The sequence below is a fragment of the Amycolatopsis sp. NPDC104587 genome, from assembly GCF_055583645.1.
Genome location: NZ_JBVJNO010000019.1, coordinates 77,091 through 97,884 on the forward strand (window position 1 = coordinate 77,091; position 20,794 = coordinate 97,884).

At 72.0% G+C, this 20,794-nt stretch carries 26 protein-coding genes; 13 read left to right on the forward strand and 13 right to left on the reverse strand.

The window, feature by feature from the left end:
* Nucleotides 1–5: 5 nt before the first annotated feature.
* Nucleotides 6–878 (reverse strand): alkaline phosphatase family protein, encoded by an 873-nt coding sequence (locus ACZ61C_RS42025; RefSeq protein ID WP_465313536.1) that lies wholly within the window; start codon nucleotides 876–878, stop codon nucleotides 6–8.
* A gap of 234 nt (nucleotides 879–1,112) precedes the next feature.
* Here ACZ61C_RS42025 and ACZ61C_RS42030 point away from each other — a divergent pair, with 234 nt between their 5' ends.
* The 8 genes from ACZ61C_RS42030 to ACZ61C_RS42065 are packed head-to-tail and all read left to right on the forward strand — an operon-like array spanning nucleotide 1,113 to nucleotide 5,492.
* On the forward strand, nucleotides 1,113–1,361 hold the full coding sequence (locus tag ACZ61C_RS42030) for a hypothetical protein (protein WP_465313537.1): 249 nt from the start codon (nucleotides 1,113–1,115) through the stop codon (nucleotides 1,359–1,361).
* Nucleotides 1,358–2,473, forward strand: coding sequence for an FAD:protein FMN transferase (locus tag ACZ61C_RS42035; RefSeq protein ID WP_465313538.1), 1,116 nt, complete (start codon nucleotides 1,358–1,360; stop codon nucleotides 2,471–2,473). Before ACZ61C_RS42030 ends, ACZ61C_RS42035 begins: the two co-directional genes overlap by 4 nt.
* Nucleotides 2,470–3,039 carry a ferric reductase-like transmembrane domain-containing protein gene (locus ACZ61C_RS42040; protein WP_465313539.1) on the forward strand — a complete coding sequence of 190 codons (570 nt, stop codon included), beginning with the start codon at nucleotides 2,470–2,472 and terminating at the stop codon, nucleotides 3,037–3,039. Before ACZ61C_RS42035 ends, ACZ61C_RS42040 begins: the two co-directional genes overlap by 4 nt.
* The gene (locus ACZ61C_RS42045; protein WP_465313540.1) at nucleotides 3,036–4,166 is read left to right on the forward strand and encodes an NADH-ubiquinone oxidoreductase-F iron-sulfur binding region domain-containing protein; all 1,131 of its coding nucleotides are present in this window, start codon (nucleotides 3,036–3,038) and stop codon (nucleotides 4,164–4,166) included. The genes ACZ61C_RS42040 and ACZ61C_RS42045 overlap by 4 nt, the downstream gene beginning before the upstream one ends.
* Complete coding sequence (locus ACZ61C_RS42050; protein WP_465313541.1) at nucleotides 4,163–4,357, forward strand: ferredoxin; 195 nt, start codon at nucleotides 4,163–4,165, stop codon at nucleotides 4,355–4,357. The genes ACZ61C_RS42045 and ACZ61C_RS42050 overlap by 4 nt, the downstream gene beginning before the upstream one ends.
* Nucleotides 4,358–4,415: 58 nt before the next feature.
* Nucleotides 4,416–4,724 (forward strand): suppressor of fused domain protein, encoded by a 309-nt coding sequence (locus ACZ61C_RS42055; protein WP_465313660.1) that lies wholly within the window; start codon nucleotides 4,416–4,418, stop codon nucleotides 4,722–4,724.
* Between the two features lie 40 nt (nucleotides 4,725–4,764).
* Nucleotides 4,765–5,010, forward strand: a complete 246-nt coding sequence (locus ACZ61C_RS42060; RefSeq protein ID WP_465313542.1) for a hypothetical protein — start codon at nucleotides 4,765–4,767, stop codon at nucleotides 5,008–5,010.
* On the forward strand, nucleotides 5,007–5,492 hold the full coding sequence (locus ACZ61C_RS42065; RefSeq protein ID WP_465313544.1) for a GNAT family N-acetyltransferase: 486 nt from the start codon (nucleotides 5,007–5,009) through the stop codon (nucleotides 5,490–5,492). Before ACZ61C_RS42060 ends, ACZ61C_RS42065 begins: the two co-directional genes overlap by 4 nt.
* On the opposite strand, the gene ACZ61C_RS42070 is transcribed toward ACZ61C_RS42065, so the two are convergent.
* The gene (locus ACZ61C_RS42070) at nucleotides 5,489–5,668 is read right to left on the reverse strand and encodes a hypothetical protein (protein ID WP_465313545.1); all 180 of its coding nucleotides are present in this window, start codon (nucleotides 5,666–5,668) and stop codon (nucleotides 5,489–5,491) included. The two genes, ACZ61C_RS42065 and ACZ61C_RS42070, sit on opposite strands and share 4 nt — an antisense overlap.
* A 75-nt stretch (nucleotides 5,669–5,743) precedes the next feature.
* Between ACZ61C_RS42070 and ACZ61C_RS42075 the strand changes: the two genes are divergently transcribed.
* Nucleotides 5,744–6,274: a hypothetical protein gene (locus tag ACZ61C_RS42075; protein WP_465313546.1), complete on the forward strand. Its 531-nt coding sequence runs from the start codon at nucleotides 5,744–5,746 to the stop codon at nucleotides 6,272–6,274.
* Nucleotides 6,275–6,320: 46 nt separating this feature from the next.
* On the opposite strand, the gene ACZ61C_RS42080 is transcribed toward ACZ61C_RS42075, so the two are convergent.
* The 5 genes from ACZ61C_RS42080 to ACZ61C_RS42100 all read right to left on the reverse strand — a co-directional run bounded on the left by ACZ61C_RS42080 (nucleotide 6,321) and on the right by ACZ61C_RS42100 (nucleotide 12,558).
* Complete coding sequence (locus ACZ61C_RS42080) at nucleotides 6,321–7,523, reverse strand: glycosyltransferase (RefSeq protein WP_465313547.1); 1,203 nt, start codon at nucleotides 7,521–7,523, stop codon at nucleotides 6,321–6,323.
* Between the two features lie 133 nt (nucleotides 7,524–7,656).
* A complete protein-coding gene (locus tag ACZ61C_RS42085; protein WP_465313548.1) occupies nucleotides 7,657–9,126 on the reverse strand; it encodes an aldehyde dehydrogenase in 1,470 nt (489 codons plus the stop codon).
* A 78-nt stretch (nucleotides 9,127–9,204) separates the two neighbouring features.
* Entirely contained in the window at nucleotides 9,205–9,501 is a 297-nt protein-coding gene (locus ACZ61C_RS42090) for a hypothetical protein (RefSeq protein ID WP_465313549.1), read from the reverse strand.
* 237 nt (nucleotides 9,502–9,738) lie between these two features.
* Nucleotides 9,739–11,562, reverse strand: a complete 1,824-nt coding sequence (locus ACZ61C_RS42095) for a serine/threonine-protein kinase (RefSeq protein ID WP_465313551.1) — start codon at nucleotides 11,560–11,562, stop codon at nucleotides 9,739–9,741.
* 36 nt (nucleotides 11,563–11,598) lie between these two features.
* Nucleotides 11,599–12,558 (reverse strand): SDR family NAD(P)-dependent oxidoreductase, encoded by a 960-nt coding sequence (locus ACZ61C_RS42100; protein ID WP_465313552.1) that lies wholly within the window; start codon nucleotides 12,556–12,558, stop codon nucleotides 11,599–11,601.
* Nucleotides 12,559–12,665: 107 nt separating this feature from the next.
* Here ACZ61C_RS42100 and ACZ61C_RS42105 point away from each other — a divergent pair, with 107 nt between their 5' ends.
* A complete protein-coding gene (locus tag ACZ61C_RS42105; protein WP_465313553.1) occupies nucleotides 12,666–13,205 on the forward strand; it encodes a DUF6069 family protein in 540 nt (179 codons plus the stop codon).
* 2 nt (nucleotides 13,206–13,207) lie between these two features.
* Nucleotides 13,208–13,630, forward strand: a complete 423-nt coding sequence (locus ACZ61C_RS42110) for a nitroreductase/quinone reductase family protein (protein WP_465313555.1) — start codon at nucleotides 13,208–13,210, stop codon at nucleotides 13,628–13,630.
* Between the two features lie 13 nt (nucleotides 13,631–13,643).
* Here ACZ61C_RS42110 and ACZ61C_RS42115 read toward each other — a convergent pair whose 3' ends face one another.
* From ACZ61C_RS42115 to ACZ61C_RS42140, 6 genes are all read right to left on the reverse strand, one after another.
* Nucleotides 13,644–14,447 (reverse strand): ABC transporter permease, encoded by an 804-nt coding sequence (locus ACZ61C_RS42115; RefSeq protein WP_465313556.1) that lies wholly within the window; start codon nucleotides 14,445–14,447, stop codon nucleotides 13,644–13,646.
* Nucleotides 14,444–15,415, reverse strand: a complete 972-nt coding sequence (locus tag ACZ61C_RS42120) for an ATP-binding cassette domain-containing protein (RefSeq protein WP_465313557.1) — start codon at nucleotides 15,413–15,415, stop codon at nucleotides 14,444–14,446. Before ACZ61C_RS42120 ends, ACZ61C_RS42115 begins: the two co-directional genes overlap by 4 nt.
* Nucleotides 15,416–15,480: 65 nt before the next feature.
* Nucleotides 15,481–15,996 carry an OsmC family protein gene (locus tag ACZ61C_RS42125; RefSeq protein WP_465313558.1) on the reverse strand — a complete coding sequence of 172 codons (516 nt, stop codon included), beginning with the start codon at nucleotides 15,994–15,996 and terminating at the stop codon, nucleotides 15,481–15,483.
* Between the two features lie 74 nt (nucleotides 15,997–16,070).
* Nucleotides 16,071–18,344, reverse strand: a complete 2,274-nt coding sequence (locus tag ACZ61C_RS42130) for a M4 family metallopeptidase (protein ID WP_465313559.1) — start codon at nucleotides 18,342–18,344, stop codon at nucleotides 16,071–16,073.
* A gap of 319 nt (nucleotides 18,345–18,663) precedes the next feature.
* Nucleotides 18,664–19,179, reverse strand: a complete 516-nt coding sequence (gene msrA, locus ACZ61C_RS42135) for a peptide-methionine (S)-S-oxide reductase MsrA (RefSeq protein WP_465313560.1) — start codon at nucleotides 19,177–19,179, stop codon at nucleotides 18,664–18,666.
* Between the two features lie 91 nt (nucleotides 19,180–19,270).
* Nucleotides 19,271–19,477 carry a tautomerase family protein gene (locus tag ACZ61C_RS42140; RefSeq protein WP_465313561.1) on the reverse strand — a complete coding sequence of 69 codons (207 nt, stop codon included), beginning with the start codon at nucleotides 19,475–19,477 and terminating at the stop codon, nucleotides 19,271–19,273.
* 115 nt (nucleotides 19,478–19,592) lie between these two features.
* Between ACZ61C_RS42140 and ACZ61C_RS42145 the strand changes: the two genes are divergently transcribed.
* Together ACZ61C_RS42145 and ACZ61C_RS42150 are read left to right on the forward strand one after the other, a co-directional pair.
* Nucleotides 19,593–20,279, forward strand: a complete 687-nt coding sequence (locus tag ACZ61C_RS42145; RefSeq protein WP_465313562.1) for a TetR/AcrR family transcriptional regulator — start codon at nucleotides 19,593–19,595, stop codon at nucleotides 20,277–20,279.
* 120 nt (nucleotides 20,280–20,399) lie between these two features.
* Complete coding sequence (locus tag ACZ61C_RS42150; RefSeq protein ID WP_465313563.1) at nucleotides 20,400–20,783, forward strand: STAS domain-containing protein; 384 nt, start codon at nucleotides 20,400–20,402, stop codon at nucleotides 20,781–20,783.
* Nucleotides 20,784–20,794: the final 11 nt, after the last annotated feature.

Below are 20,794 nucleotides of genomic sequence, written 5' to 3' on the forward strand. Positions count from 1 at the left end.
GCGGCCTACTGCCAGACGTCGAGGATCGGCGACTTGCTCGCCGCGCCGCCGAGACCCGGCAGGCCGTAGGACGCCTCGATCGTGCGCAGCACGGTGTAGTGGTTGATCGATTCGCTGTAGCTGCCGACCTGGACGTGCGCGCCGGTGAAGCTGGTGAAGATCTGGTTCACCGAGGTGCCGCTGTCCTCGTCGAACGTGGTGATCAGCAGGCTGTTGTGGGTCTTCGCCCACTGGGCGTAGGCGTCGAGGTGGTTCTTCAGCCAGGTGTCGCCGGTGCCGACCGAGCAGTCGTGCATGTCGGAGCACATGTTCGGCGTGACGAAGGAGACCGTCGGCAGCTGGGTGAAGTCGGTGGGGAAGCTCGTGTAGCGGAGGTTGCTCGCGGCGGGGACGTTCGAGAAGTCCACCCAGCTGTTGTGCTTGCGCATGTAGGTGCCGCTGGAGCAGCCGGTGTAGCCGTCGGAGGGCATCGACTCGGAGTAGCCCTTGAACGTCTTGCCCGCGTCGATCAGCTGCCGGCCCAGGTTGGCCTTCGCGCCGAGGTCGGCCGGGCAGCTGTCGCTGGTCACGCCCTGCGTCGCGCCCGAGAAGAGGGCGACGTAGTTGGGCTGGCTCGGGTGGGTGATCGCGAAGGAGTTCGTGAACTTCGCGCTCTGCGAGGCGAGGGTGTTGAAGTAGGGCGCGCTGGAACTGCCGTTGATCGAGGAGTACTTCTTGTTCTCGAACATCACCAGGACGATGTGGTCGAACGCCGGCACGGTGGCGGCGGTGGGCTGCACTGCCGGCTCGTCCGTTCCGGTGACGGCGGCCGCCGTGACGGCACCGGCCGTGACCAGGGTCGTGGCGGCGAGCACGGCGAGGATCCGCTTGCGGATCATGGGTCCTCCAACGCTGACGTGGTGGGGCGCCTCATGATGCCCACGGCAGGGGGCCGGTTCGTGCCGTGTTGTCGTCCGGCTCGTGAACACCAGGAAACCTCCGGCGGACAACGGAAAGAGTGAGTGAATCGCTGTCCGGTGTCAACCTCCTTTCGTAGTGTCCACAATGGACAGCCAGGGGTTTGACAGGTCGCTCCCAGCTCGCTCAAAGGAACGGCGCCGACACTCGTTCCCATGGACCCCTACACGACCGGCGGAGCGGCCCGCCGCGAGCACGGCCGCCGCAAGGCCGCCCTGGCCACGGCGGCCGCGGCGGTGCTCGGAGCGGCCGCGGTCGGCGCGATCGGCTTCGGCTTGTCCTCCGCCTCGGCCTCCCAGACGACGACCACCACCACGGGCACGACCGGCGACCAGCTGCAGTCCTCCGACAGCGGCGTGGACTCCGGCTCGGGCAGCGCGCACACGGGCTCGGGTGCGTCATGACGGCGTTTCGCGCACTGGGAACCACGGCGGAGGTCCTGGTGACGGACCCGGCACGGCTCGAGGTGGCGGTGCTGCTGCTGCACGAGGAGCTGGCCGCGATCGACGCGGCGTGCAGCCGGTTCCGGACCGACTCGGAGATTTCACGGCTGCACGAGGTCGCCGGCCGGCAGGTCCGGGTGGGGGAGCTGCTGGCGGAGGCCCTCGGCGCGGCGCTGCGGGCGGCCCGGCTCAGTGACGGGCTGGTGGATCCGACCGTGGGGACGGCCGTGCGGGCGCTGGGGTACGACCGCGACTTCGCGGAGGTGATCGCGGGGGATCGTGGGTTGGATGGCGGCGAGTCGGCCTCGGGCGGGCTTGGCGCGGATCAGCGCATTGCTGAGCCGACCGGCGGCGCACCGGCGCCGCGCGGTCCGGGCGCGGATTCTGGCTTCGCTGCGCCGACCGGCGGCGCACCAGCCCCGCGCGGCCTTGATGCGGATCAGCACTTCCCCGCGGCAGCCGGCGGCGAGTCTCCCTCAACCGCAAGCGTCGCCGTTCTCACCCAAAGCGCCCCCGGCTGGCACCGAGTCCTCTTCGATCCCATCCAGCGGCTCGTCGTCCTCCCCCGCGACATCCACCTCGACCTCGGCGCCACCGCGAAAGCCCTCGCCGCCGACCGGGCCGCTCGGCGGATCCACGCCGCCGTCGGGTGCGGGACCCTCGTCAACCTCGGCGGTGACCTGCGCATCGCCGGCCGCGCTCCCGAGGGCGGCTGGCAGATCGCCATCGGCGACGACCACTCCGAAGCCGTCGCGCGGCCGGACACCACTGTCGCGCTCCACACCGGAGGTCTCGCCACCTCCGGGACCACCCGGCGGCGCTGGCGCCGCGGCGGCCGGGCCGTGCACCACATCGTCGACCCGCGCACCGGGGACGTCGCGAAACCGCGCTGGCGCACCGTCACCGTCGCCGCGAAGTCCACTGTGGACGCCAACACCGCGAGCACCGCGGCCATTGTCCTCGGCGCCGACGCGCCCGGCTGGCTCACCGGACGCCACCTCTCCGCGCGGCTCGTCGGCGTCGACGGCGACGTCGTCCTGACTCCCGGCTGGCCCGGAGAGCGGGCGTCATGAGCACCGCCGTCTGGTACTTCAGCCGCGCGACCGGCCTGGTGTCGCTGGTGCTCTTCACCGGCGTCGTCGTCCTCGGCGCGCTCGGCGCCGGCCGGTTCGCGACGCGGGCGTGGCCGCGGTTCACCGTCGCCGCCGTGCACCGGAACCTCGCGCTGACCAGCCTCGGCTTCCTCGCCGCGCACATCGTGTCGGCGGTCCTCGACGGGTACGTCCCGCTGAGCTGGCTCGACGTCGTCGTCCCGTTCGGCTCGGACTACCGGCCGCTCTGGGTCGGCTTCGGCGCGGTCGCGATCGACCTGCTGCTCGCGATCGTGGTCACCAGCCTGTTGCGCACGCGCATCCCGCCGCGCGCTTGGCGCGCGGTGCACTGGCTGGCCTACCTCTGCTGGCCGGTCGCCCTCGTGCACGGTTTCGGCATGGCCGAAAACGACGCCGCGTACGGCTGGATCGTCGCCCTCGACGTGCTCTGCGTGCTGGCCGCGCTCGGCGCCGTCGGCTACCGCGCCGGCGTGAAGCACGCCGACACCGAAACCCGCAAGCTCTCGCCGCTGGGAGGCACCCGATGAGCACCCTGCCCCCGCACCGGCTCGACCTGGCCGGGCACCGGCGCCGCAACGGCGTCGTGCCGTGGGTCGCCTACCACGGCGAAGACGGCCGAGACCGCCTGATCGACGCCGTCGACGCGGCCGGCGTGCGCGGCCGCGGCGGCGCGGGCTTCCCGACCGCGGTGAAGCTGCGAGCGGCCCGGGCGCGACGCTCGATCGTCGTCGCGAACGGCTGTGAAGGCGACCCGCTCAGCCGGAAGGACGCCGCGCTGCTCACGCTGTCCCCGCACCTCGTGCTCGACGGCCTGCAGCTCGCCGCCCACGCCATCGGCGCCGGCGAGGCCGTGCTCTGTGTCCACGCGGGCAGCCCGGTGCTGCCGAGCGTCACCGCCGCGCTGGCCGAGCGCGACGACCGGGTGCCCATGCGGATCGCCGAGATCCCGCGCCGGTACGTCGCCAGCGAGGAAACCGCGCTGGTCCACTTCCTGACGTCCGGCGACGCGCGGCCGCTCGGCAAGCTGCCGCGGCCCGCCGAACGCGGGGTGCGGGGCCGGCCGACGCTGGTGGACAACGTCGACACGCTGGCGCAGGTCGCGCTGGCCGTCCTGCTCGGCCCGCACCACTACCGCGCGGCCCGCACCGACCTGGTCACGGTGACCGGCGCGGTCCGGCGGCCCGGTGTGGTCGAGGTGGCGCCGGGCGCGTCCGTCGCCGAGACGCTGGCCGCGGCCGGCGGCGAGGCCGAGCCGGTGCAGGCGGTGCTCGTCGGCGGTTACGGCGGCACGTGGACGTCCGACCTGGGTGACGGCCTGACCGGAATCCCGGCGGTGTACGCCCTGCCGGCCGGCGCGTGCGGGCTGGCCCACACGGCCGGCGTGCTGAAGTTCCTCGCCGCCGAGTCGGCCCGCCAGTGCGGACCGTGCATGTTCGGCCTGCCGGCGATCGCGGCGGACTTCGCGGAGCTGGTCCGCGGCGGCCCGTCGACGGCCCGCCTGGCCCACCGCATCCCGCTCCTCACCGGCCGCGGCGCGTGCGGCCACCCGGACGGCGCGGCCCGCCTCGCGGCGTCGGCCCTGCGGACGTTCGCGTCCGACGTGACCGCGCACCTGGCCGGCGGCCGGTGCCGGGTGCTGGAGGGAGTGGCGTGAGGCTTTCGGTGGACCCGATCGGCTGCCGCGCGCACGGGTTGTGCGCCGACCTGCTGCCGGAGTCGGTGCGGCTGGACGAGTGGGGTTACCCGGTGGTGGCGCCCGGCGAGCTGCCACCGGACCTGGTGGCGGACGCCCGTCGCGCGGCGGCCGCGTGTCCCGCGCTGGCGTTGCGGCTGCGGAAGAACTGAGAGTCGGCGCCCGGCTGGGACGCGATCGAAGCCGCGGTCGCGGCGCAGGAACCCCTGCATTGGGCACGGACACCCTGCCCGGCCAGGACGGCGTGTCTTTTCGACCGGCCGGGTGTTCGCGCCGGGCCACCGCATGAACCCGGGCGGCCCGATCACCGGCTCGGCCGGCACGCGCCTCACCGCGCTCGCGTTCGACGAAGACCCGGTACTCGGCGAGATCACCACACCGCATGGCGCGGTCACGTTCCTGACTGTCTTCGGCATCACCGAAGACGAGCTGCGCGCCGCCCAGGAGACGACCACGGCCGAGGTGCTGACGGCGATCCGGGCGGACAACCCCTTGCTGGTCACCGACGCGGCCCGATAACCGGTCGTCCGGACGCGGCGGGCTCGTTAACCTCCGCGCCATGGACGAGAAGCTCCTCACCCGGATCCGCGGTGTCTCCACCGCGTCCGGGATCCCCGGCTACCCGAGCCGCGCGAACGCCTTCATGCTCAAGGACTTCATGGCCGACGCCGACGCGCTCGCACAGCTCGGCGGGCTCTTCTTCGCCGTCGGCAGCTCGCCGCAGGACGCAGACGCCGATTTTGTGGTGCGGGAAGACATCGAGACCGTCGTCCCGGACCTGTGCGACGCCGTGGCGGCCGCGTGATCCGCGAGGCCCGCGACGAAGACTGGCCGCGGATCTGGCCGATCGTCAGCGACGTCGTCACCGAGCAGCGGACGTTTCCCTACGATCCCGCGATGACCGAACCCGAGGCCCGGCGGAGCTGGCTGGTGGCTCCGCCCGCCCGGGTGGTCGTCGCCGTCGACGGGGGCCGCGTGACCGGCACCGCGAACATGTACGCCAACCGGCCCGGGCCCGGCAGCCACGTCGCTTCCGGCAGCCTGATGGTCGCGAAGGCGGCGCGGGGCAAAGGGGTGGGCCGCGCCCTCACGACCGACTTGATCGCCTGGGCGCGGCGAAGCGGCTTCGCGGCGATCCAGTTCAACGCCGTCGTCGACGTCAACACGGCCGCCGTCCGGCTCTACGAGAGTCTCGGGTTCGTCACGCTCGGCACCGCACCCGGCGCGTTCCGCCACCCCGACCTGGGTGACGTCGGGCTGCGGATCATGTGGCTGGACCTGCGTTAACGGCGTCCGCCGAAGCGGGCGGCTCGGGCGTCCGGCTCCCCGGGCGGCTCCCACATGGTGCGGCCCAGGCTGTTGCGCCACCGGCGGATCAGCACGTCCAGGTAGACGCCGGCCTGGTAGGCGGGCTCGTCGAAGGTCGGGCCGCGGGTGATCATCCGCTCCGCGTAGCCGTCCATATAGGATCAGTGCGGTCGCGGTGGTGGCAGAAGAACTCCATACCCTTCGGTCTCTCCGGCTGGCAGACTGCGCTGGTGCACGATCCCGCGTCGCTCACGGATCCGGAGAACTGGACCGGCGGCTTCTACGAGCTTTCCCTCGAACTCGACGACGAGCGTTTCGACGCCGCGGTGAGCGCGGTGTGGCGAGCCGCGGGCGCGGTGCCCGCGCTGGAGACGTCGTCCGGCCACCTGCGGGGCACGGTGACCTTCGGTGGCCCGGTGGTCTGCGGCAGTCTTGTCACCCGCTACGACGACGGCCCGGACTGCGTGACGTTCTACCTCCCGCTCACCGCGCTGTCGCGGCTCGAACACCGGATCGGCGGATTCCCGTCCGGGTCCTCGAGCGGCTCCGGGTCGCCGGCGTCGCGGGCGGCGCTGGACTCGTGGCTGGCCGGGGTGGCGGCGAAGGCGTTCCGCGAGGTCGGCTTCCGCCTCGGCCTGATCGGCTTCGAGCTGGACCCCCTGACGGCGGCCGAGGTCGGCGGGGTGGTGCCGGAGGAGCGGTGGGCCGGCTACCTGCTGCCGGTCGACGGCCGCCTGGAGTACACCCCGGCCAACCGCTAGCGCGCCGCCCGGGGTACCGGTCGCCGGAACCCCGGGGAAACCGACCTCAAGCCGACGTCAGCGGCGCCGTCGCCAGCAGGTGGTGCGCCGCGACGCTCGCGCCGTCCGCACGGACCCGGGCCGCGAACCGCCGGGCCGTCCCGGCCACGGACGGGTTCAGCGCCACGCCGAGAGCCGCCGTCAGCGCTTCGGTCGTCGGCACCCCCGGCTCGGTCGCCGCGCCGAGGCCCAGCTCGCGGACCCGGCCCGCGAAGTAGTGCTGGTCGTACATCTGCGGCACCACCACCTGCGGAACGCCCGCGCGAGCCGCCGCTGTCGTGGTGCCCGCGCCGCCGTGGTGGACCACCGCGCCGACCCGCTTGAACAGCGCCTGCTGGTTGATCTCGTCGATGCCGAAGCAGTCCGGCTGCCCGGCCACCGCGGCCAGCCCGGCCCAGCCGCGGGCGATGACCGCCCGCCGGCCGTGCGCCCGCGCCGACGCGAGCATCACTTCGGCGAGCTCGCCCGGCGCGCGCATGCTGCCGAACCCGAAGTACACCGGCGGCTCACCCGCGTCGAGGAACTCGAGCAGGTCGTCCGGCAGCGGCCGCTCGTCCGGCCAGACCCACGCGCCCGTCTGGACGACCCGCGCGTCGCCCGGCTCGGGCCACGGCGCCAGCGCCGCGTCGGCGGCGAGCCACGGCCGATCGGAGAACACGTGCGCCTGCAGGTCGTCCACCGGATCCTGGCCGGCCGCCGCGCGGCAGGCGTTCACGTGCCCGCCGAAAAGCGCTTTCCAGCGCTGCGCGTCCTCGTCCCAAAGGGCACGGTTCTCCGCCTTTCCGGGCGTCCGCCACGGCATCGGCGGCGGCGCGTGCAGATCCGACGGCAGGGTGATCGGGCAAAAACTCGCATAGACGTAGGCGGCGCCGGTCCGCTCGGCGATCGAACGGGTGGCGAACTGCAGCGCGCCCGCGGCGAGGAGGACGTCACATCCCTTCGCCGCCAAGGCGATCGTCTCGAACTGCGTCGTGACGGTGTCTTCGACCGCCTTGCGCACCTCTTCGGGTGTCGGACGGTTCCCTGTGGCGGTCCCACGCAGCTCAGGGCCGATCGGCACGACGTCGAACCCGAGCTCGTCGAGCCAGTCCCGGAAGTCCGGGGGCACGCACAGGCGGACGTCCTGCCCGAGCGCTCTCAGCTCCGAGGCCAGCGCCACGACCGGCTGAACCTCGCCCCGCGAGCCGATCGTGGACAGCAGCACACGCATGACGGAATCCCCTCCGCTGGAAAAAGGTGAGCCCGAATTGTGGACCCGCACCGGGGTCTTGCCACAAGCCCCGGGGTCGGCTATATGTTGAAGTGGGGAGAGGGAATCCCGCCGCGGTCGAGGTCGCCCGGAATCAGCCGAGGGTGAACGGATCCCGCGTCCCGCCGGTCAGCTCGACCCACACCGCCTTGTCGACCAGGTACTCGTCGATCGCGTGCACCCCGTTCTCGCGGCCGAGGCCCGAGCTCTTGACCCCGCCGAACGGCACCGACGGCGCCACTACGCGATAGGCGTTCACCCACACCGTCCCGGCCTTGAGCTTCGCGGCGACGCGGTGCGCGCGGTGCACGTCCTTCGTCCAGACGGCGCCGGCGAGCCCGTACGGCGTGTTGTTGGCCAGCCGGATCGCCTCGGCTTCGTCGGTGAACGTCAGCGCGGCCAGCACCGGCCCGAAGACCTCTTCGCGCACGACCGTCGACTCCGGCGTCACCCCGGTCAGCACGGTCGGCCGGACGAACAGCCCGCCCAGGGTCGGTTCCGCCTCGCCGCCGCAGACGACCGTCGCGCCTTCGGCCTTCGCCGTTTCGAGGTAGTGCAGCACCTTCTCGTACTGCGGCGCGTTGGCGACCGGGCCCATTTCGGTGCCGGGCTCGTTCGGGTCGCCCAGCCGGATCGCCTCGGCGCGCTCGGCGATGAGCCGCACCAGCTCGTCGTGGACGTCGGCGTGCACGATCAGCCGGGAGCCGGCCATGCACGTCTGGCCGGTGGCGGCGAAGACGCCGGCGACGACCCCGTTCGCGGCCGCGGCGAGGTCGGCGTCGGGGAACACCACCTGCGGCGACTTGCCGCCCAGCTCCAGCGTCACCTTGGTGAGGTTCCCGGCGGCGGCCACGGCGACCGCGCGGCCGGTGGCGGTCGACCCGGTGAACGCGACCTTGTCGACCCCCGGGTGCCCGGCCAGCGCCGCGCCCGTCTCGCGCGAGAGCCCGGTGACGACGTTGACCACGCCGGGCGGGAACCCGGCTTCGGTGACCAGTTCGGCCAGCCCGAGCGTCGAGACGGGCGAGTGTTCCGACGGCTTCACCACGAACGTGCACCCGGCGGCCAGCGCGGGCGCGAGTTTCCAGGTGAGCAGCAGCAACGGCGAGTTCCACGGCGTGATGGCCGCGACCACGCCGGCCGGCTCGCGGCGGGTGTAGACGAGGTAGTCCGGGTTCGGCGCCGGGATCTGGCGGCCCTCGATCTTGTCGGCCAGGCCCGCGAAGTAGTGGTACCAGCCGCCGAGCCCGGTGAGCTGGCCGATCATCTCGCGGTAGAGCTTGCCGGAGTCGTTGACCTCGAGCCGGGCGAGGCGCTCGGCGTGGTCGCCGATGAGGTCGCCGAACCGGCGGAGGAGGGCGGCGCGGGCGAACCCGGTCGTCGCGCCCCACTCGCCATCGAGCGCCGCGCGGGCCGCGGCGACGGCGTCGTCGACGTCCTCCGGGCCGCCGTCCGGGACGACCGCCCACGGCTGTCCGGTGTACGGGTTCTGCGACTCGAACGTGCGGCCGGAGCGGGCGCCGACGGCCTTGCCGTCGATCAGCAGGGAAAACCGGGGGAGCATGGGCCGTCCTTTCGCTGTGCGACCTGATCAGCCTGCACCCATCGGGGTGTCACGCGAAAGGGGGTATGCCGGAATTGATCACGCTGCTTCGGAAAGCGTTTCCGGCCCGGTCAGTTCTTCGGCGAAGATCGTGTCGATCTTCCGCGACGCGGTCCGCAGTTTCGCGACACTCGCGGCGAGCAGCAGGACGGCCGCGGCGGGCACCACGAGCAGCACCGGCGGCCACCCGGCGCCGACCACCGCGACCACGGAGAAGATGGCCATGACCAGGAAGACTGCCCGGCCGGCGACCCGCGGCCACGCGGGACGGGGCTTGGCGTGCCGGCCACGCGACGTACGCAGAACCGGCCGCACCAGGGCAGCGTGGACACTCATTCCGACCTCCGGAAAGTCGACGAACCGGCCGCGACGGGGATTCCCGGCGGTGGGTGCCGGCACCGCGTTCGGCGCGGCGGACACGGTGGATGTGTCGGAGCCGAGCCGGTTCCGGTTACCGGTCGTTATTGCTTCGAGTCCGAATCCGAGGAATCGAATTCGACGCGCATTACGGTCTATTTCACGGCGGTTCCGGGCACTAGGGCCGATGGGCCCGGTTCGTGCGGCCGGAGGTCCTCAGGACTGGTCGTGGCCGGGTCCCTTGCCTTTGCCCTTGCCACTGTTCCCGGTCTTCGGCGGCTTGGGCGGCTTTGGCCCTTTCGGCGGATGCACTGCACTCGAACGGGTGACGGCGGCGGGTTCGAGATCCGCGGCTTCGGTGACCCTCGGCGCGGGTGCGGGGTTCCCGGACTCGGCCAGCGGGGCCGAGGAAGGCGGAGCGGTCGCGGGCGCGGAGGAGTGGGGGGCAGGTTGCTGGGCGGGGGTGGTGGTCCCGGTGCCGGGAATGGTGAGCAGCACGGCCGCGAGGGTGGCAGCGGCAACGGCCGAGATTCCGACGGCGAGGGCGAGCCGACGGGGGCGGGCCGGGGGAGGCCCGACGTGCTGGGCGGGGCGGGTGTGGGGGAGGGCGCGGTTGCTGGTGTCGGCGGGGTGCGGGGCTTGCTCGGCTGCGGCGGGTTCCGGCCACGATGGGGCGGGCGTGTCGCCCCGCGGAGCTGTTCCGGCGGCCGCTGGGTGAGCTGCGGCAGCTGCCGCGATGCCCGGCGAAGCCGACCCGGCTCCGGCGGTTGCCGGGTGGTCGGCGTCGGCCGGTGAGTTCGCTGCGTGCGACGCTGCTGCCGCGATGTTTGGCGAGGCCGGCCCGGCTCCGGCGGTTGCCGGGTGGTCGGCGCCGGCTGGGGAGTTCGCTGCGGAGGCTTGGTGTGAGGCTGTTGCCGCGATGGCCGGCGAGGCCGACCCGGCTCCGGCCGGACCATCCGTCGCGGCGGGCTGGTTCGAAGCTGCTCCGGCAGTCCCGGGCTGGGCCGTGGCGTCCGCGATCTCCGAACCCACCGCGGAACCGGCACTCATCGCGTGCGGCTGGGTCGGCGCGAGCACCCCGTCAACCGCCTCCTGCCGCCGCCCGATCGCCGTCAACCCGGCGGCCACCCCGCGGCGCCACCAGGAACGACTGCTCGGCCAGGACACCACCGGCACCGGCGCGTGCAGCAGCTCCAGCACCTCCGCCGCCGTCGGGCGGTCGGTGGGCTCGCGCCTTGTCATCCGCCTCAACGTGTGGGCCAACGAGGGCGGCAAGCCCTCCGGGATCCGCGGTGGCCGCGTCAGACGGGCCATCGCCGCCTCGATCATCGTGCCCGAGTACTCGCGCCGGCCCGTCACGCACTCCAGCAGGATCAGCCCGAGCGCGTACACGTCCGCCGGTGGCCCTGCGGGCTCGCCGCCGACCTGTTCCGGGGCCAGGTACGCCGCCGTGCCCGGGACCACGCCCGTGCCCGTTATGTGCGTCGTGTCGAGTGCGTGGGCGATGCCGAAGTCGCCGATCAGCGGGCCGTCCTGGGACAGGAACACGTTGGCGGGCTTCAGGTCCCGGTGGACGATCCGCCGCGCGTGGACGTGCGCCAGCGCTTCGGCGAGGCCGGCCGCCAGCGCCGTCACCTCGGCCACCGGCATCGGGCCGCCGAGCAGGCGCTCCGCCAGGTTGTCGCCTTCGACGAGCTGCATCACCAGGAACGTCCGGCCGCTCTCGGAGCCGCTGTCCAGCAGCGCCACCACGCCCGGGTGCGTGATGCTCGCCTGGATGTCCATCTCGCGCAGCCGGCGCCGCTGGTCGAGCGCGACGACCTCGCGGTCGTAGATCTTGACGGCGACCTCGCGGGCGAGCCGCGAGTCGAAGGCGCGGTAGACCCGGGCCGTGCCGCCGCTGCCGATCAGCCGGCCGACCTCGTACCGCCCGGCCAGCAGCTCGGGCGGCCGGACGTCCCCGAGGACCGGGTGCGGCGCCGAGCCGAACTCGCTGAGCGCGAAGCGAGCACACGTCACGTCTTCCGCGTCGTCGGCCACGGCCGCGGTGTACCCCGATCCCGTGAAGCGCAAACGTCAGGCGGCCCCGAAGGCGTCCACTCCGGTCAGTTCCGCCGAGAGCGTCCACAAGCGTGCGGCCTGCTCCCGGTCGACGGCGTACGAGCGCACGCCCGAGGCGGTCATGCCCTCGGCGTCGGACAGCTCGGCGACGTCGCAGTCCTCCAGGTACAGCCCGCCGAGCCCGGCCAGCTGCGGTGACGTCGCGGCCCAGACCGTCGTCGCCGCGCCCTGCTCCGGCGTCTTGAACTCCATCAGCATCGTCCCGGCTTCGTCCATCCAGCCGCGCTCGACCATCTCCGCGCGGGACAGGTGCCGCTGCAGCGGCGTCATGATGCCGCCGGGGTGCAGCGCGAACGCGCGGACACCGCGCGAACGGGCCAGTTCGTCGAGGCGGACGGCGAAGAGCACGTTGGCCGTCTTGGCCTGGCCGTAGGCCGCCCACTTGTCGTAGCCGCGGGTGAACTGGACGTCGTCCCAGCGGATCGGCGAGTTGTGGTGGCCGCGCGAGGACAGTGAGACGACGCGGGCGCCGTCGGCGATCGCCGGCCACAGCCGGTTGGCCAGGGCGAAGTGGCCGAGGTGGTTGGTGGCGAACTGGGCCTCCCAGCCCGGGCCGACGCGGGTCTCGGGGCAGGCCATGACACCGGCGTTGCCGATGAGCAGGTCGATCCGCCGTCCGGAGGCCAGGAACCGGTCGGCGAAGCCGCGGACGCTCTCGAGGTCGCCCAGGTCCAGCTCGTCGACCTCGACGTTCCCGAGGCCGGCCAGCGCCTCCTCGGCGGCCGCGCGGCGGCGGGCCGGGACGACGACGTGGGCGCCCGCGCCGGTGAGCGCGCGGGTGGTTTCGAGGCCGATCCCGGAGTAACCGCCGGTGACGACGGCGAGCTTCCCCGTGAGGTCGACGCCCGCGACGGCTTCGGCGGCCGTGGTGGTGGCGCCGAAGCCGGAGCCGAGCTTGTGCTGTGCGGTGGTCATGACGCCGACGGTACGAGCTGGAGTGCGCTCCAGCGCAAGTCGCGCGGCCGGAGCCGAAAGAGGGGACAATCGACGCCGAGAGGCGCCGCCGACCTAGGAAGGCTCTGATGGCCGACTACTACGGGAACCAGCCCCAGGACGTCCGCCCGGGGATCGACGCGCGCCGGTTGTGGGCGGGCGGCGTCGCGACGGCGGTGATCGCGGCCCTGCTCGCGGTGGTCGGGCTGCTGATCGCGCGCGGCGTCTTCGAGGTCGAAGTGCTGGCCCCAAAAGGCGAAGGCGTCTGGGGCAACGCGAGCACCACGACGTACGCACTGGTCGCCGCCGCGGTGGCGCTGCTCGCCACCGGGCTGATGCACCTGCTGAGCGTCGCGACGCCGGCGCCGTCCCAGTTCTTCGGCTGGATCATGGTGCTCGTCACGTTGATCGCGGTGGTGCTGCCGCTGACCCTGACGGTCGCCCCGAGCGCGAAGATCGCCACGGCGGCGATCAACCTCGTCATCGGGCTCGTCATCGCCGCGGTCGTCAACAGCATGGCGGCCAGCGCCCGGACGCTGCACCGGCGCCGCAGCCAGCCGCCCGCGCCGACGCGCCAGTACCCGCAGCAACAACAGCAGCCCCCGACGACGCGCTACTACGACCAGTGACCATGGACGTGCAGGAGACGAACCGCCGCGTGATCCGCCAGTTCCGCGCGGGCGGCGAGGTCGAAGGCATGCACCGCGAGCGCCTGGTGCTGCTCACCACGACGGGCCGGAACTCCGGGAAACCGCGGACGGTCCCGATGATGCACCACCGCGACGGCGCCCGGCTACTGGTGGTGGCGTCCAACATCGGGGCGCCCAAGCACCCGGGCTGGTACCTGAACCTGATCGCCGATTCCCGGGTGAAGGTGGAGGTGGACGGCCACGAGTTCGACGGGGAGGCGCTGCCGCTGCTGGGGGCCGACTACGTGCGGACGTGGGCGGAGCTGGAGAAGCACTACCCGTTCCTCGCCGACCACCAGGCGAAGGCCAGGGAAGCCAAGCGGGTGATCCCGATCGTGGAGCTGTCCGAAGAGGACCTCGGCTGAGGTCCACTTCGGACTACTTGCTCGCCACCCGGCGGTAGCGCGCCGTCGCGAGAGGAGCGAACACCGCGATGATCGCGACGCAGCACAGGATCGCGTACAGCGCCGCGTTCTCCGCCGGCCATCCGGTCGGCGCCGGGCCGAACCGGTTGCCGAACAGATCGCGGGTCGCGTTGATCACCGCCGTGAACGGGTTCCAGTTCGCGATCGCCTTGAGGAACGCGGGCAGCGTGTCGGTCGGGACGAACGCCGAGGAGATGAAGCTCAGCGGGAACATCCAGACCAGCCCCAGGCTCTGCGCGACTTCGACGCTGCGCGCGGCCAGGCCGATCAGCGCACCCACCCAGGACAGGGCCCAGGCGAACATCAGCATCACCAGGTAGCCGAGGAGCGCGTCCCAGAAGCTGCCGCGGATGCGCCAGCCGACCAGCAGCCCGCACGCCGACATCACCACCAGCGCGACCACGCTGACGACCAGGTCGGACGTCGTGCGGCCGAGCACCACCGCGATGCGGGACATCGGCAGTGAGCGGAACCGGTCGATGATGCCCTTCTGCAGGTCGTTCGCGAAGCCGATGACCGTGAACGCCGAGTTGAACGCGACCGTCTGGGCGAAGATCCCCGCGATGAGGAACTCGCGGTACGCCGCGCCGCCCGCCTCACCGCCGATCGCGTTGCCGAAGACGTAGGCGAACAGCAGCACGAACATGATCGGCTGCAGCGTCGCGGCCATCAGCCAGTCCGGGTTGCGGCGGACGTTCATCAGGTTGCGCCACGTGATGATGCCGCCGTCGGAAATACCCTTCGCGAGCGCGTTCACTTCGCGGCCTCCTCGGCGGACTCGGCGCCGTGGCCGGTCAGGGACAGGAACACGTCGTCCAGCGTCGGCCGGTGCAGGGCGACGTCCTGGACGGTGATGCCTTGGCCGTCGAGCCGGCGCAGGGCTTCGATGAGCGCCTTCGGGCCGGTGTCGACGAAGATCTCGGCGCGGCGCGTGTGGTCGTCACCCGACGGGTCGCCGGTGCCGACCTCGCGCAGCACCGCCAGGGTGGCCGGCAGGTCCGCGGCCGAGGCGACGACCAGCTCGAGACGTTCCCCTCCGATCTGGGCCTTGAGCTCGTCGGCCGTGCCGCGCGCGATCACCTTGCCGTGGTCGATCACCACGATGGAGTCGGCGAGCTGGTCGGCCTCTTCGAGGTACTGGGTGGTCAGCAGCACGGTCGTGCCGTCGGCGACGAGCTCCTTGATCACTTCCCACGTGTCGAGGCGCCCACCCGGGTCGAGGCCGGTGGTGGGCTCGTCCAGCACGACGACGGTCGGCTCTCCGACGAGCGCGCCGGCCAGGTCGAGGCGCCGGCGCATGCCGCCGGAGTACCCCTTCGCCGGGCGGTCGGCGGCGTCCTCCAGCCGGAACCGCGCGAGCAGCTCGCGCGCCCGGGCCCGCGCCGAGGCCTTCCGCCTGCCGTAGAACCGCCCCACCATGTAGAGGTTCTCGAAGCCGGTCAGGTTCTCGTCGACGGCCGCGTACTGGCCGGACAGCCCGATCCGGCGCCGCACCTCGTCCGGCTCGGCCAGGACGTCGTGCCCGGCCACCCGCGCCGAACCCGAGTCCGGCCGCAGCAGCGTCGTCAGGATGCGGACGGTGGTGGTCTTCCCGGCGCCGTTCGGGCCGAGCAGCCCGAGCACCTGGCCGGCCGGGATGTCCAGGTCGACGCCGTCGAGCGCGCGGGTCGAACCGTAGGTCTTGACGAGCCCGCGCACTTGGACGGCGCTCTCCGGTTCCGGCATGGCGGTTTCCCCTCTCGGTGACCCCCGACAAGCTAGGCCACGGGCGTCCGCGTTGTCCTCCGGGTTTATCCCTGAGCCGCCGACAGGGTGACGGCGAACTCCGGCGGCGTCCGCAGCGACTGGAAAACGACGCAGTAGCGCTCGGTCAGCTTCTTGAGCGTGGCGAGCTGCTCTTCGGACGCGTCGGTGTCCAGGGCGAACGACAGCCGGATCGCGCGGAAGCCGACCGGGGCGTCCTTCGCGACGGCGAGGGTGCCGCGGAAGTCGAGGTCACCTTCGGCGCGCACCCGCCCACCGCGGACCTCGAGGCCGAGCGACGTCGCGACCGCCCGCAGCGTGACCCCGGCGCACGCGACGAGCGCTTCGAGCAGCATGTCACCCGAACAGGCGAGAGTGCCGTCGCCGCCGGTCGCGGGGTGCAACCCGGCTTCCACGATCGCGCGGCCGGTCTCGACCTTGCAGGAGATGCCGAGCCCGTCCAGCTCGGCGTCGGCGTGCAAGGTGACGAGCGCGCTCTCGGGGCGTTCGCGGTACTGGTCCTTCAGCGGGCCTTGGGTCGCGCGCAGCGTTTCGGCGTCCATGGCGCGATTGTGCCCCCGAAAACGGAGAAACGGGGAGACCGGTTTCCCGGCCTCCCCGTTTCAGCGGTCTAGCTTCAGCTCAGGGTCACAGCCACGTCGTCGATGACGAACGAGGTCTGCAGCGAGCTGTCCTCGGTGCCGCTGAACTTCAGCGCGAGGGTGCCGCCGGCGGCCGACGAGACGTCGATCGTCTTCTGCGCGTACCCGGTCGCCTTGTTCAGGTTGGAGTAGCTGCCCAGCGTCGCGCTGCCGTTGGAGACGGTCAGCTTGTCGTAGGCGGTCGTGGTGGTGGTTTCCGCGGTGTCGATGTGCAGGAAGAACGTCAGGCTGGCGTGGCAGCCCGCCGGGATGCTCACCGACTGCGCGACGGACTCGGTGTGGGTCGAGCCGTAGCCGTCGAGGTAGGCGGAGTAGGTGCCGCCGTGCGCGGCCTGACCCTGCGAAGCCCACTGGCCGATGGCGCCGGTGGTGCCGGTCCAGTTCGCCGCGCCCGACTCGAAGCCGCCGTTGGCGATCTTCTGGCCGGAGCAGCCGCCGGTGGTGCCGACGGTCCACGAGAACGACGCCGTGCCGGTCTTGTTCGCCGCGTCCTTCGCCGTCACCGTGACGTTCGAGGTGCCCGCGGTGGTCGCGGTGCCCGAGATCGTGCCGGTGGAGGCGTTGATGGACAGGCCGGCCGGGAGGCCGGTGGCGGTCCAGCTGTACGGCGCGGTGCCGCCCGAAGCCGACAGCGGCAGGTTCACCGAAGCGCCGGTCACGGTCGACTGGTTGCCCGGGTTCGAAACCGTGACGGTGCCGGTCGCCGAGCAGGTCGGGTCGGCCGACTGGGCCGGGACGGAGATCGCGTCCCACGCCGCCTTGACGGTGTTGAACTCGGTGCAGCTGCCCGGGAACAGGTTCTTCGCCGCGGTCAGCGTCCAGGTGCGGTACTTCAGGTACGAGCTGCTGGAGGTCTTGAGCAGCATCGCGTTGTAGAAGATCTTCACCGCGTTCTGGACACCGATGCCGGTGACGCTGGAGCTGTTGCACGTCGTGCTGGTCGGCTGCCCGTTGGTCGGGTTGGTGCCTTCGGCCAGCAGGTAGAACCAGTGGTTGCCGGGGCCGGCGGCCGCGTGCACCTCACCGTTGGGGACCGAGCTGTCGTAGCAGTTCTTGTCGCCCAGCGCCGACGGGTTGTACATGTTGCGGATCGGGCCGGAACCGACGAGGTTCACCTGCTCGCCGACGAGGAAGTCCGGCTGGTCGTAGGGAGCCGGCTCGTTCGCGAACCACTCCGTGGAGGCGCCGAAGACGTCCGCGACGAACTCCTGGGTGCCCGCACCGGAGATGCCGCCCGGGGTGTGGTCGTCGATGCCGTGGCCGTGCTCGTGCGCGACGACGTCGATCGAGCCGATCCAGCCACCGTTGGTGTTCTTGCCGATCTGGACCTGGGTGCCGTCGTAGTAGGCGTTCTGGTCGTTCAGGCCGACGCGGATCGGCCAGCCGCCGCCGTTGCCGTCGAAGCTGTTGCGGCCCAGCCACTGCGAGAGCATCTTGTTCTCGGTCTGGGCGGCGAACAGCGCGTCGACGCAGCCGGTCTCGCGGCTGGTCGCGTTGCCGTTGCCCCACAGGTCGTCGGGGCCGCTGAAGGTGGTGTTGTTGGCCGCGTCCTGGCAGGACGTGTTGGTGATCGTCGGGTCCTTCAGCGAGTACGTGCTGCCCGAGTGCGTGGTGTCGAGGTGCACCGGGTTCGGGCCGTTCCACGCGCTCGTGCCGTCACCGTTGAGGACGTGCTCCTGCGTCTTCAGCACCTTGCCGGAGGCGGCGTCGACGATGACGTCGAGCCGGCTCGGGCCCTCGGCGTCCCGGCCGACGACGGTGCTCTTCCACGCGAGGGTGGGCGTGCCGAGCGCGTAGACGACCTGCTGCGCGGGGCTGACGCTGTCCACGGCGGACAGCTGCTGCCGCGCGGTCGCCTCGGCCGCGGCCCCGGTCACCTTGGCGGTGGTGGAGGCGAGGTTGATGGTCTGGTCCTGCGCGACCGACGTGCCGAGCACCTGGCCCGTCGAGTTGGTCGCCACCACGAAGTCGCCGCCCACCACGGGCAGGCCCTTGTAGCTGCGCTCGTAGGGGATGTACTGGAGGCCGTTGGTCGAGGAAATCGCTTTCTGGGCCTGGAAAACGTCGTCCGTGCCGGCGTGCAGCGCGGCGGGCCTGCTCGCCACGAGGCCGGCGGCCGCGGAGACGGCCTGGGCCTGGGCGCTGGGCGCGGCGTTCGGGGTGGGTTGGGCCTGGGCGGTACCGGTGATGCAGAGGGCGCCGACGAGCACGCCGGTTGCTGCCAAGACGACAGGACGTCTCAGTTCCATCGAGGAATCTCCTCCGGGCAGGGTGAACCAGGCCCGGGTTCGAGGCCGGGCCGGATCAAGGGGACGAGAGGTGGTGCTGTGGAACGGAAATCAGAATCCGGTGCCGGAGCCTCGTGAACAAGCGACTAACGTACGGTCTTATCTACCGGACGCAATACTTCCCAAAAAGGACATTCGCCCCCATTGGGATTCGATCAGCTGACTGTCCCTTGTGGACTCGGCGGGGATCACCGCCGTTCGGGTGATCTTTGCCGCCGCCGAAACGACGAAGGCCCCTTCGCCGGGGATCGGCGAAGGGGCCTTACGTGGTGCGGATGTATCAGGCGGTCGTCTCGCGCTTCGGCAGCTTCCAGCCCGGGCGCACGAAGTGGCACGTGTACCCGTTCGGAATGCGCTGCAGGTAGTCCTGGTGCTCCGGCTCGGCCTCCCAGAAGTCGCCGACGGGGGCGACTTCGGTGACGACCTTGCCCGGCCACAGCCCGGACGCGTCGACGTCGGCGATCGTGTCCTCGGCGATCCGCTTCTGCTCGTCGTTCTCGAAGTAGATCGCCGACCGGTAGCTCAGCCCGATGTCGTTGCCCTGACGGTTCTTCGTCGTGGGGTCGTGCACCTGGAAGAAGAACTCCAGCAGGTCGCGGAACGACGTCCGCGACGGGTCGTAGACCACCTCGATCGCCTCGGCGTGCGTGCCGTGGTTGCGGTAGGTGGCGTTCTTGACGTCGCCGCCGCTGTAGCCGACCCGGGTCGAGATCACCCCGGGCTGACGGCGGAACAGCTCCTGCATCCCCCAGAAGCAGCCGCCGGCCAGGACGGCCCTCTCGGTTGACGTGGTCACGGCGTCACTCCTTCTCCTCGTGTGGTGCTGCCACCTGTACAACTTCGGTGGTCAGCTGATGATTCCACGCGGAGATTACGAAGGCCTGACGTCAGCCGGCCTGGAGCTTCGCGAGGGTGAGCACGTCGCCGCCGATGCCCCAGCCGCCGTCGGCGACCTCCTCGACCAGCACCATCGTGTTCCCGCGGGCGCGGTCGCCGTACAGCTCGGCGCAGAGGTCGGTCGTGCGGGTGACGATGAGCTCCTTCTGCTCGGCGGTGAGCGTGCCGGCGGGGACCTTGAAGTTGGCGAATGGCATGGCATGTCCTCTGCGTATCGGTGTTACCGGATTTCGAGATCGACGCTAACACGCTTCGCGAATCGGCGCTACGGTCTGGTTGATATCGACGATAACGCCTGGTAGCGTCGTTACCGTGGACTTGAGAACGCGGATCCTGGAGGCGGCGGCCGACCTGCTCTCCCGCTCGGCCGAGGCCGACTTCTCGACGCGCGCCGTCTGCGAGGCCGCGGGGGTCGGCGCGCCGGCGTTGTACCGGCAGTTCGGCGACAAAGAGGGGCTGATGGCGGCCGTCGTCGACCGCGGGTTCGAGAAGTACCTCGCCGGCAAACGGGCCGCGAAGCCGTCGGACGACCCGGCGCGTGACCTGCGCGACGGCTGGGACAACCACGTCGCGTTCGCGCTCGACAACCCCAACTACTACCGGCTGATGTACTCGGGCCTGTCGACCCCGCCCGGCGCGGCCGCGGAGGCGCACGGCCTGCTGCTGGCGGTCCTCGAGCGCAGCGCGGCCGCGGGCCTGCTCAAGCTGCCGCCGGCGCTCGCCGCGCAGATGGTGATGGCGGCCAACGCCGGCGTCGCGCTCTCGATGATCACCCGGCCGGAGCTCTACCCGGACCAGGAGTTCTCGGTCCGCGTCCGGGAGGGCGTGCTGTCCGGCGTCTTCGCCGACGAGCCGGCCCGGCCGGCCGACGACGTCGCGGCGACGGCGACCACGCTCGCCGCCCGGTTGCGGGAGGCCCCGCCGGCGGACCTTTCGCCGGGCGAAGCGACGTTGCTGCAGGAGTGGCTGGGGCGCCTGGGTGTCCACAGTGGACGCTGAGCCGGACGGCCGCACCGGCTGAGCCGTCCGCGTGGCTCCTCGCGGCACAGTGGCTGCCCGGGCTCCCGGGTGGGACCATGGTCCGCGGTGGCCCCGACCCTGCCCTCGAGGAGGCGCGCGATGCGCGACCACGACGGAACCTGTGCGGAACGGGCCGCGGGAGTGCTGGTCGTCGAGGTGCGCGGTGAGCTGGACATCACCTCGGTGCTGCGCTGGACGACGGTGCTCGACACCGCCATCTGCGCACTGCCGAGCCCGCACCTGCTGGCCGTCGACCTGACCGCGCTCACGTTCCTCTCGGCTCGGGGGGCGAGGTCGCTGTTCGAGGGGGTGCGGCGCTGCCAGGCGCGCGGAGTCGCGGGATGCCTGGTCGTGCCGCCGGGCGGCGTGGTCGACCGGGTGGTGCGGCTGGCGGGGTTCGCGGGGGTGGTGCCGGTCTACCCGAACCGGCTGGAGGCGATCGCCGCGAGCCAGCCGGAGGAGATGCGCTGGCTGCCGGTTTGACCGAGCGGCTC